Below are 11,427 nucleotides of genomic sequence, written 5' to 3'. Positions count from 1 at the left end.
ACATCCGAAGATGTTGCATTTAATGTGCTATCACAATTATCTGTTTCATCAGTTACATCGCCTGTTACTAATACTGCTGAATCAAACGCACAGTTAGCATCGGTGTATATTGTGATGTCTGCTGGTACAGTAAATTCAGGTTTTATATTGTCTTTTACTGTGATTAGTGTACTGTCTACTCCTATTTTACCACAGTTATCGGTTGCTTTAAAAGTTCTTGTTACTGTAGTTATACATCCATCATACGATGAAATTTCATCTTTATAAGTAATACTTGTTATTTCATTGTCGTCATTGACTAAATAACCTGCTATACTAAAGGTATTAACATCAATTGTTGTTTCTATTAAACTAAATGGATACCTAGCGTTTATTGTTGTGATATTATTTTCATTACACCCTTCTATTTTTAGTGTTTCTGGTACCGTAATTGTAGGCACTTCTGTATCTAATGAAATAAGTGTTGTTGCTATTGTTTTTTCGCATCCGTTTGCATCGGTTACGGTTACTGAGTATATTCCTGCGTTTAAATTAGTAAGATCTTCGGTTGTTGCACCATTACTCCATAAATAAGTATAATTTGATGTTCCCCCTGTTACTGTTAAATCAATTCCGCCATCATTACCCCCACAACTTAAATCACTTCCTAATAGGCTTAATGTTAATTCCGATGGTGATGTAATTGTATATTTTTCACTAAATGAACATCCTTGTGCATCAGTAATAGTAACACTATAATCTCCTGCTACTAAATCAGAAATATCTTCAGTTGTAGCTCCGTTACTCCATATATATTGATAAGCTCCGTACCCTCCAGAAACAAATAAATCAATACTACCATTATTACCTTGATAACACGTAACATCAGATATCTCTCCTGATGCAATTATGTTACTAGGTATAACCATAATACTAGTAGCTGTTTCAGCAGGAATCGTACATCCTGTCACCGTATATGTCCCTTTATATATAAGCTTTGCTTTAAATTCACCTATAAAATCAGGTACTCCAGCATAATCAAACTTTCCACTTTCATTTGTTGATGTTCCTACTAATGCAGCGTTTAAATAAAACTCCCATGAATAATTTCCTACTGAAGGCCCACATGTTTCTCCTGTTAAATTCATAGAATAATTAATAGAATTTGTACATCCTTCTCTATTAATTTCTACATCTAGCACGGGACAAGGAATGCATATTTCTGGATTATCAAATTGATTTGTTATTTCTACACAATCAGAATTTAAGTAACTCGCTGTTGATGTTCCTTGTGGTACATTTCCACAATAATTAGAATCTACAGCTACAATAGAATATTTTAATGTTATCGTTTCTTCTACGACTTTATCTATTGACCAATTTATTGTTTGCCCAACATAAGTTCCACTTCCTTTATTTGGATCTATAGTACTACTTGAAACTAAACTACCTGAAACTATTTGAAATTCGCTTGGTATCTCTTCTTTTATCAAAGGTTCACCTGATAAAGCTGTCGCTGCAGGTACTAATTGACCTAAAATTTTACTATATATATTTGTTAAATCAGCTGCACTATCGGTATAAAATGCACCACTGTTTTCAATAGTATCTAACGTGTGTTTTGATATGATTTTTTGATTTGAATCTAATGTACCTGTAAATCCTACTGTAAATATCGATTGATTGTATTCTTTACCAGCAACAATTGTTGTTTCTGCTGCCGTGGCTGCTGAAAAGGCTCTAGTTTGACATTCAGTATTAAGAGTAACGGTACTACATCCATAATATGGCGGAAAATTATTATGCATCGTAGGAACTCCATCTGTTAACAATATAATACTTCTTGTTGTAGTACAATCAAAAGTACCTTGGGCACTTGGTGGAGATAATACTTCGTCTGCTTTTATTAAAGCATCTTCCATATTCGTTCCTCCATTAGCATTAAGTCCGTCAATAAAATTATTTAAAACCGTTTTATCTCCTGTTAACCCTGTTAAAACCGTTGCACTTGAACCGTAACTAACAATTGCGATTTTGTTATTATTTGTTGGATTATTTATTGGTGACAGTAATTTTTCGATAAAATCTTTTGCTGCTTCTTTAGCAAAATCCATTATTTGGGCTGTATCACCCGCCCCTGTACCATCATCAACTTCATCACCCATACTACCAGAAACATCAATAACCAATACAACTTCTTGAGCTGCTGCTGGTGGATTTCCTGTTATAGTAAGCGTAACATCAAATTGTTTACAATTTGATGTATTATTTACAATTTCTTTGGTTATTACTATTTCGTCTTGCCCTAATGTTAATTGACTAAATAATAATGAAAAAACAATAATTACTGTTTTTAGAACTGATTGTAGTTTTACTTTCATAACCTAAATATCTTTACTTTACCTTAAGTTTGGATTTCGTACAAATGTTTTTAACATCGTAGATGTAACCAGCTTGTTACATGTTAATGATATTACTTCAACTTGAGAACAATTCCACCTTTCAACTGGTGCATTCTCTAGTGCTTTTACCTCTACTTTAAAACGATATGACTGATTAGGATTAAGTGTGATTTCTTTATTTAAAATTGATACTAATGGATCTTCTTTTAATTCTAAAGAAAAATTTAAGCTTACATTTTCTTTTAATACATCGTTACTAGAACAACTTTCTTTTAGCTCTCTAACACCTATTTTGTAAGTACTTTTTATATCCGTATTATTGGTAAGAATTAAATAATATTTTAGTGTTGAATTAGGTGAAATAGATTTAACATTTCTATTTTTTATAACTTTTAATTTAGCGCTACAGTTCTTCGCTTCTACAAAGTTAGGTTGCTGTGCATTTACAAATAATGTGTATGTAAACACAAATAACAAAAAAGTAATTTTATCCATAATTTTCTATTTATCAAATATTTAAAATCTCTAATTTTTATTTTTTTAGAGAAAAGGGATATATAAAAAAGGGGTATACAATTACATGTCTATTTGTTACATCATAAAAATGATACAAACAGATTGGGGCACATTATTATTTTCTGGGGGGGGGGTAATAAAATTTAACAAAACGTACATTTACATTATAAAATGCAAAACACATATTGGGTATTATTAAATTTTGTGGGGAGAGGGGGATAAAAATACTATTAGGGAAATAGTACTTTATATGGTTATAACTTTTTAAAGTTGAGCAAATGTAACATTTCTTTTTAATTATTTTAAAAAAAGTGTTAAAAAAAACAAAAAATATTTATCTCTTTTATAAATTACTCTAAAATAAATATCTTTTTTTAATTGTTAATAGGTAATTTTGCAGTATGATTCAAAACGACATTATTATTGCATTAGCAACACCAGCGGGTGTTGGTGCCATTTCTGTTATTAGACTTTCTGGTGAAAACGCTATTACTACTGTTAATAATTTTTTTAAACCAGTTTCACCTAAAAAAAAATTAATAAATCAGAAAACACATACTATTCACTTAGGTCATATTGTAAATAATAATGTTATAATAGATGAAGTTTTAGTTTCTGTTTTTAAAAACCCACGTTCTTACACAGGTGAAGATGTTGTTGAAATTTCATGTCATGGATCTAGTTTTATCCAGCAAGAAATCATCCAATTATTTTTACAAAATGGTTGTAGAATGGCTGATAATGGTGAGTTTACCATGCGTGCTTTTTTAAATGGAAAAATGGATTTAAGTCAAGCAGAAGCGGTTGCTGATGTTATTGCTTCAAATTCTGCTGCATCTCATCAAATGGCTATTCAACAAATGCGTGGCGGAATTACCAATGAATTAAAAGAACTTCGAGTTCAATTATTAGATTTTGCTGCACTAATTGAATTAGAGCTAGATTTCTCTGGAGAGGATGTTGAATTTGCAGATAGAACGAAGTTTAAAGAATTAGTAGCCAAAATCACCTTTGTTTTAAAACGATTAATCGATTCTTTTGCTTTTGGAAATGCTATGAAAAATGGTATTCCTGTTGCAATTATAGGAGAACCTAATGTTGGTAAATCAACACTTTTAAATACTTTATTAAACGAAGAAAAAGCCATTGTTTCTGATATTGCAGGTACTACACGTGATGCGATTGAAGATGAACTAATTATTGATGGTGTTGCTTTTCGTTTTATTGATACTGCCGGTATTCGTGAAACAGAAGATGTTGTAGAAAATATAGGTATTAAAAAAGCGTATGAAAAAGCAGAAAATGCTCAGTTAATTATATTTTTAATTGATTCTAATAAATTTTCTCATTCTAGTGAAGATTTTTTACAAGAAATTGAAACTATTAAAGAACGTTTTCCTAATAAACGTTTGTTAGTTATTGCAAATAAGATTGACACTTTATCATGTCATGATACTGCTATCTTACAATCTGAAATTGAAAACTTAATTTTACTTTCTGCAAAACAAAAAACGGGTATTAATGAGTTAAAGACTGAATTAACTTCTTTAGTTAACACAGGAGCATTAAGTAATAATGAAACGATTGTTACTAATTCTCGTCATTTTGAAGCCTTAAATAATGCTTTAACAGCAATTTCCTCTGTACAACAAGGAATCGATCTTGAAATATCTACCGATTTATTCTCTATTGATATACGTGAATGTTTACGTCATTTAGGTAATATTACTGGCGAATATGATGTTGATAAGGATATTTTAGGTCATATTTTCGGTAATTTCTGTATCGGGAAATAGATTTTGTTTTCTTTTAGCTTCCTTTGATAGTACTTTGTTTGCTTTTAGCCTAAAAAAGGCAAGTAAAGGAAGAAGTATTTCTATTATAAAATAATTAAACCCAATAAAAATAATTGGGTTTAATTTTAGATTATTCTCTTAATGAGATTAGTTATTTTTAAATATCCATAAAGGTCTCGTTAACCTGCTTAAAACACTTAAATTCTATCATATAATCATTAGGATCTTTTATAAAAAAAGATAAATGTTCTCCAATACTATTTTTCATAAAGGTATTCTTAATTGAGGTTCTTTTATCTAATTTTAGCAACCTACTATATAATTCACCAAAATGTTCAATACTTACAATAACACCGAAGTGAAAAGAAGGCAATATACTCTCTCCTAACCTATAATTATTGAATTCAAAATTAAATTCTCCAGATTGTGTAAATGTTATTTGATTCTCAAATAAGTTAATATCAATCCAATTATTGGTATTTCTTCCTAATTTTGCCTCTAAAACTTCTAAGTAAAATTTCTTAGTTTCTTCAATATCTTTACAAGGAAGGGACAAATGAAATTTAGTTATCATAATTACACTAATTTAAGTTGTTCTAATTTTAATACAACGATATCCTGATCATCTATATCATCAAAATTTTCTGAATAAGTAATTTCAAAAATTTTGTTTTTTATTGACGTAGACTTTAAATCGAATTCTTCAAAAATTTTTATGTTAATTTCGTCAAAATCAATAATATCATTATTTTCTAAATGAAAAGTATATGTACCGTTTATGAAACCTAGAAAAGTTCCAATAATTGTAATGTTTTGTTTAGCACTATAATAATTCATAATCCTATTTTTTTAATTAATAACTACATGAAAATTTCATCATACTCTTTAAAGGTTTTAAACTCTATATAATACCCATTAGGGTCTTTGACAAAAAAAGAGTGTTGCTCCCCATTTTTGTCTTTAAAAAAAACTCTTTTGATAACTGTTTCTATAGACCATTTATTAATTTTATCATAAACGTCATCCCATTCATCATTGTTAAGAACAATACCAAAGTGAAATGAAGGTAAGCTTTCTTTTTCTAAAAAATAAGTTGGAAAATCAAACTTAAACTCATTTACAACAACAAAAGTCATTTGATTACCAAACAAATTTATATCTGCCCAATTAGCTGTATTTCGTCCTATAGTTAAGCCTAATTCATTTTTGTAATAAGAAACTGTTTTCTTCAAGTTTTTACAAGGCAAAGAAATATGAAATGTCCTATCCATCTTTTTATTTTTAATCTCCTATAATGTCAAGAGTATCTTCATCATCTAAAAAATAATCTTCCATTTTTTTCTCTAATAGAGAACTAATTTTCACTAAATAAATAGTATCCTCAGTTCTAACCTCTACAGCGCTTATGTATTTACCTTCTGAATTCTGAAATGAAATGATATCTCCATAATCATAACCATCAGGAAACTTTTCTACTAATAAATTTAAAATATCAGTAGTTAATTTGTTATAATCTACAATTATCCTTTTCATAATTTACATATTTAATAGGTAAGCAAATATTAAAGGAGTAACAATAGTTGCATCGCTTTCTATTATAAATTTTGGTGTATCTATATCTAGTTTCCCCCAAGTAATTTTTTCATTTGGTACTGCTCCTGAATAAGATCCATAACTTGTTGTTGAGTCAGATATTTGACAGAAATAACTCCAAAAAGGTGTGTTTTCTCTTTCCATATCTTGATATAGCATTGGTACTACACAAATTGGAAAATCTCCTGCAATTCCTCCTCCAATTTGAAAAAACCCTATTCCATTATCTGAATTATCGGTATACCAATCTGCTAAAAATGTCATGTACTCTATGCCAGATTTCATGGTAGAAGCTTTTAATTCTCCTTTCATAACATAAGAAGCAAAAATATTCCCCATTGTACTATCTTCCCATCCAGGAACAACAATTGGCAAGTTTTTTTCAGCTGCTGCAAACATCCAAGAGTTCTTAATATCTATCTCGTAGTATTCTTCTAAAACTCCTGATAATAATAACTCATACATAAATTCATGTGGAAAAAATCGTTCTCCATCATTTTCTGCATCTTTCCAAATTTTGAAAATGTGTTTTTGCAATCTTCTAAAAGCTTCATCTTCTGGAATACAAGTATCTGTAACACGATTCAATCCTTTTAACAATAAATCCCATTCGTCTTGCGGGGTTAAATCTCTGTAATTTGGCACACGTTTGTAATGAGAATGCGCAACTAAATTCATAATATCTTCTTCAAGATTTGCACCTGTACACGATATAATATGTACTTTATCTTGACGAATCATTTCTGCAAAAATCTTTCCTATTTCTGCAGTACTCATAGCTCCTGCCAAAGAAACTAACATTTTAGATCCTTGTTCTAATTGCGTTTCATATCCTTTTGCTGCATCTACCAATGAAGCTGCATTAAAGTGTAAAAAATACTTTTCTATAAATTCAGAAATTGGTTGTCTATTTGTGTTCATCATTTTTGTTCTTAAATAAATTTTTCAACTATAACTTGTACTATTTCAAAAAGGATTAATATTATTATAATCCACTCAAGCATACTACTATATCTATGTTGTAGTATGTCATTAAATAAATCTAAATTTTCTTTTATTACATTTAAACTATTTTCTATTCCTTGATGACGTTTTATAATATCTAATTCATCTTTTAACTTATAATCTAGTCCTGACAAGTCTTTATTATTCCACGCTACATCAGGCGTATCAAATACAAAAAGGTTCTCTGCTATATTGTTTTTAAAGTTCATTGTTTTACCAATAAATTTTCTCATTTGAACTTTTGATAGCTTAAAATTCCCTGTTTTTTCTAGTTGTTTTGAATACAACATAGTTTTATCATGCAAATCAGAAACTTTATTTACATAATTCATTAAAGCCACAGATTGCGCTAGGTTTAACATAATAATATGAGCTACATCATCATTTAATTCTTTTAATTGAATAGTTCCGAAATCAACTTCTATTTCATCTAAAAATGTTATAGTATATTCTTCAGATGGTAAGCTTGAAATCACTTTTTTTTCATTTAAAAATAAACTAAGTGTGCTATTAATTAATTTTTCATTTACATTGATAAAAACAACACTACCATATTCTTTAACATATATGTATGATTGTTCATTAACTTTATATAATAAAAAAGAATGTTCTCTTTTTATTAATTTATACTTTTCAAAATCTTTTCGGATTTCACTAAGTAAAATTCTAATTTCAAGGTGATATGCTTTTACTAATAAACTCATTTCTTAAAAATCATCATCGCTTTCTTTAAATTTTGAAAGCTTATTAAATTGTGATTTTTCATCTTCAGAATAGTCATCCTCATCTTCTTTATTTAAAGAAAACTTATAACTTAACATTTTGTAATATAGTTTTGCAGCTAAAAAATCTGATGATTTTTCTTGTGGGTTTGGACATAACTCAACTATATCAAAACCAACAACATTACGCTCTGTAAACACTTTCTTTAGAAACTCTAAGGTTTCATAGTAAAATAAGCCTCCTGGCTCTGGTGTACCTGTAGATGGTAGTAATGATGGATCAATTGCATCTAAATCAAAAGTTATAAAAACATTACCTGTAAGTTGATCAATCACATCATCTATCCAATATTCATTTACAGCCATATCATGTGCAAAAAAGACTTTCTCCTTATTCATTACACGTGTTTCAGAAATATCCATACTTCTAATACCAACTTGTACTAAATTGGTATTTTCATTGGCTTCATAAACTGCACAAGCATGATTGCAACTAGAACCTTCATATTCTTTACGTAAATCTGCATGTGCATCAATATGTAGAACAGTTAAGCTATTAAAACATTCATTAAACGCTCTAATAGTTCCTATAGAAATTGAATGTTCACCTCCAAAAAGTGTTACAAACTTATTTTTATTGATATACTTTTTGGTTATCGAATGCACAGCATCAACCATAGCTTCTGGAGAAGTGTTTTCTGTAACAGCATCCGCTAAATAAATACCTTCTTTATACACTTCACTCTCTGTTTCTATATCATATAGCTCCATGTTTTCTGAAGCATCTAAAAAAGCTTTTGGCCCTTTATCCGCTCCTTTTTGCCACGTACTTGTTCCGTCATAAGGAACAGGTATTAATACTATTTTTGATGTTTCTAATTTCCCAAATTGTTCAGGGATTCCTGCATAAGTTTTATTCGTTTTCATATCCTAAAATTGAAAGTAATTCGCTGCTTTTTTGTTGTTCTTTAAATATTCTTGTTGTTATTTCCCAATTTTCATTTCTATCAATTAAAATATGTTTAGGTGTTGGTATCAGGCAATGTTGTAAACCTCCAAAACCTCCAATAGTTTCTTGGTAAGCTCCTGTATTAAAAAACCCAATATATAAAGGTTTATTTTTTTCATAAACAGGTAAGTAAATTGCATTAGTATGCTGTTCTGAATTATAATAATCATCACTATCGCAAGTTAAACCACCTAATAAAACCCTCTCATACTCATCATTCCATTTATTGATGGGAAGCATTATAAACCGTTTATTAATAGCCCAAGAATCTGGAAGCGTAGTAATAAAAGATGAGTTAATCATATTCCATTTTTCACGGTCATTTTGTTTTTTTTGATACAAAACTTCATAGATAGCTCCACCTGCTTCACCTACTGTAAAAGAACCGAATTCTGTAAAAATATTTGGTGCATTTACTGCTGCTTCATCACATGCTGTTTTTATTTGACTGATTATTTCTTCAACCATATAATTATAGTCATAATCAAATGCTAATGAATTTTTAATTGGAAAACCTCCTCCAATGTTTAAGCTATCTAATGTTGGGCATATCTTTTTTAATTTGATATATACGCTTATACATTTTAAAAGCTCATTCCAATAATAAGCATTGTCTTTAATACCTGTATTGATAAAAAAATGTAACATCTTAAGTTCAATCTGAGGATTTTTTGCTATTTCACGTTCATAAAAAGAAACGATGTTTTTGTAGCCAATACCTAATCTACTCGTGTAAAACTCGAATTTTGGTTCTTCTTCTGATGCTATCCGTATTCCTACTTTAAATTTGCTTTTAGTCTCACTTAAAATCAAATCAAGCTCCTCATAATTATCTATGATAGGAATGCAATTTGTATGCCCTCCATCAATTAAACTTACAATGTTTGCTATATACTGGTCTCGTTTAAAGCCATTACATAGCACGTAAGATTCATTACTTAATTTACCTTCTTTTTTTAATGATTTTACAATATCAATATCAAATGCAGATGAAGTTTCAATGTGCACATCATTTTTTAATGCTTCTTCAAGCACGTATTTAAAATGAGAACTCTTTGTACAGTATGAATAATGATATGTTCCTTCATAATTAAATTTCAAAATAGCTTTATCAAACCAACTTTTAGCTCGATTGATATTCTCTGATATTTTAGGTAAATAAGTAAATTTTAAGGGTGTACCGTATTTTTCAACCAATTGTATCAAGTCTATATCATGAAACAATAGGTTATTATCTTTAGTCTGAAATTCCTCTTGAGGAAAATCAAAGGTTTGTTCTATTAAATCTTTGTATTTAGTATTCATTTTATTTCAATAAAAATTATAAACTGAAACCATGAAGCCATCTAATAGCTAGGTTTTTATAATCCTAAAGAAATAATGAGCTAAACTCGTAATTCTAGGTAAACTCCCCTTAATCGAAGATTTTGTAATACATTTAATAAAAAGGAAGTAATCTTAATTTTTCCGTTGTGCTTCTGAAGCACTTCACAACTTTTAAACTTCCATAAAAAGTTGGAAACGAAATAAGTGAAACTTAACATTTAACCTACTCATAAGTATTTCAAATGTAAACTTTTTTTTAATATCTTTTTTATTTAATAAAATATTTGATAAATATCAAACAAAAGAAAGAATAATCTTACACCTACACTCCACCTCACATAGCTACAAGTACTTATTTCACTAAGGATATTACTTTCTTCATCGGGAAATAGATTTTATTTCATTTTGTAGTGCTTTGTTTTCTTTTCGTTGGCTTTACCTTCCAAATTATATTCATTTTCTTCAACTCTACTCATATAATACTCAAGTTATGTGAAAAATTTGGAATGTATGTTATAATTGCATCTTTAAGGCTTAATTAATACGCTATTAATTAATTTCATACCTTTGTAATAATGATTAAACAAATATTCCATAAAATAATCTCAATTTCAATGGCTTTTGTAGTGCTTCTCTCTACAATGTCATTTACTATTGATATGCATTACTGTGGAGGAAGTTTAGTAGATACTGCAATATTTCAAAAAGCAAAAACTTGCGGAATGGAAATGCAAAAGTCACAAACTAAAGATTGTTCAATCACGAAGAAGAATTGCTGTAATGATAAACAGACCGTTGTTAATGGTCAAAATGAATTGAAATTATCTTTTGATATACTTTCTTTTGAGCAACAACAATTTTTAGCTTCATTTATCTATACCTACATCAACCTTTTTGAATGTGTTGATGAAAGTATTAGTTCTTACAGAGATTACTCTCCTCCTTTGGTCGTCAGGGAAATATACAAACTTGACGAGACTTATTTAATTTGATTTTTAAACAATAGACTGAAATATCCTATAACTGCAATGTTATAAGGATTATTTGTTGTACTCGGTGTTTTTCTAACACTAATTTCT

Annotated in this window: 12 protein-coding genes; 2 read left to right on the top strand and 10 right to left on the bottom strand. The window is 29.0% G+C overall.

Features of this window, described 5'->3' with window-relative positions; translation table 11 throughout:
- On the bottom strand, window positions 1–2,360 hold a 2,360-nt coding region (locus tag H518_RS0118890), incomplete at its 3' end, for a VWA domain-containing protein (protein WP_028890519.1).
- 18 nt (window positions 2,361–2,378) lie between these two features.
- The gene (locus H518_RS0118885) at window positions 2,379–2,876 is read right to left on the bottom strand and encodes a COG1470 family protein (protein ID WP_028890518.1); all 498 of its coding nucleotides are present in this window, start codon (window positions 2,874–2,876) and stop codon (window positions 2,379–2,381) included.
- Window positions 2,877–3,298: 422 nt separating this feature from the next.
- On the opposite strand from H518_RS0118885, the gene mnmE reads away from it, so the two are divergent.
- Window positions 3,299–4,693 carry a tRNA uridine-5-carboxymethylaminomethyl(34) synthesis GTPase MnmE gene (gene mnmE, locus H518_RS0118880; RefSeq protein WP_028890517.1) on the top strand — a complete coding sequence of 465 codons (1,395 nt, stop codon included), beginning with the start codon at window positions 3,299–3,301 and terminating at the stop codon, window positions 4,691–4,693.
- 157 nt (window positions 4,694–4,850) lie between these two features.
- On the opposite strand, the gene H518_RS0118875 is transcribed toward mnmE, so the two are convergent.
- Genes H518_RS0118875 through H518_RS0118840 form a run of 8 tightly spaced genes read right to left on the bottom strand, consistent with a single transcriptional unit; the run spans window position 4,851 to window position 10,327 of the window.
- Window positions 4,851–5,267: a VOC family protein gene (locus H518_RS0118875; RefSeq protein WP_028890516.1), complete on the bottom strand. Its 417-nt coding sequence runs from the start codon at window positions 5,265–5,267 to the stop codon at window positions 4,851–4,853.
- Window positions 5,268–5,269: 2 nt separating this feature from the next.
- Window positions 5,270–5,530 carry a hypothetical protein gene (locus tag H518_RS0118870; RefSeq protein ID WP_028890515.1) on the bottom strand — a complete coding sequence of 87 codons (261 nt, stop codon included), beginning with the start codon at window positions 5,528–5,530 and terminating at the stop codon, window positions 5,270–5,272.
- A gap of 23 nt (window positions 5,531–5,553) precedes the next feature.
- Window positions 5,554–5,964, bottom strand: coding sequence for a VOC family protein (locus H518_RS0118865; protein WP_028890514.1), 411 nt, complete (start codon window positions 5,962–5,964; stop codon window positions 5,554–5,556).
- 10 nt (window positions 5,965–5,974) lie between these two features.
- Entirely contained in the window at window positions 5,975–6,226 is a 252-nt protein-coding gene (locus H518_RS0118860; RefSeq protein ID WP_028890513.1) for a hypothetical protein, read from the bottom strand.
- A gap of 3 nt (window positions 6,227–6,229) precedes the next feature.
- The gene (locus H518_RS0118855; protein WP_028890512.1) at window positions 6,230–7,207 is read right to left on the bottom strand and encodes a deoxyhypusine synthase family protein; all 978 of its coding nucleotides are present in this window, start codon (window positions 7,205–7,207) and stop codon (window positions 6,230–6,232) included.
- Window positions 7,208–7,218: 11 nt separating this feature from the next.
- Window positions 7,219–7,995 carry an RMD1 family protein gene (locus tag H518_RS20695; protein ID WP_051263879.1) on the bottom strand — a complete coding sequence of 259 codons (777 nt, stop codon included), beginning with the start codon at window positions 7,993–7,995 and terminating at the stop codon, window positions 7,219–7,221.
- Between the two features lie 3 nt (window positions 7,996–7,998).
- Window positions 7,999–8,940, bottom strand: a complete 942-nt coding sequence (speB, locus tag H518_RS0118845; RefSeq protein ID WP_028890510.1) for an agmatinase — start codon at window positions 8,938–8,940, stop codon at window positions 7,999–8,001.
- Window positions 8,927–10,327, bottom strand: coding sequence for an arginine decarboxylase (locus tag H518_RS0118840; protein ID WP_028890509.1), 1,401 nt, complete (start codon window positions 10,325–10,327; stop codon window positions 8,927–8,929). Before H518_RS0118840 ends, speB begins: the two co-directional genes overlap by 14 nt.
- Window positions 10,328–10,926: 599 nt before the next feature.
- Between H518_RS0118840 and H518_RS0118830 the strand changes: the two genes are divergently transcribed.
- The gene (locus H518_RS0118830; protein WP_028890508.1) at window positions 10,927–11,340 is read left to right on the top strand and encodes an HYC_CC_PP family protein; all 414 of its coding nucleotides are present in this window, start codon (window positions 10,927–10,929) and stop codon (window positions 11,338–11,340) included.
- Window positions 11,341–11,427: the final 87 nt, after the last annotated feature.

The organism is Tenacibaculum ovolyticum DSM 18103 (assembly GCF_000430545.1).
Classification (GTDB): Bacteria; Bacteroidota; Bacteroidia; order Flavobacteriales; family Flavobacteriaceae; genus Polaribacter; species Polaribacter ovolyticus.
This window is presented reverse-complemented; position numbering and strand designations above follow the sequence as displayed.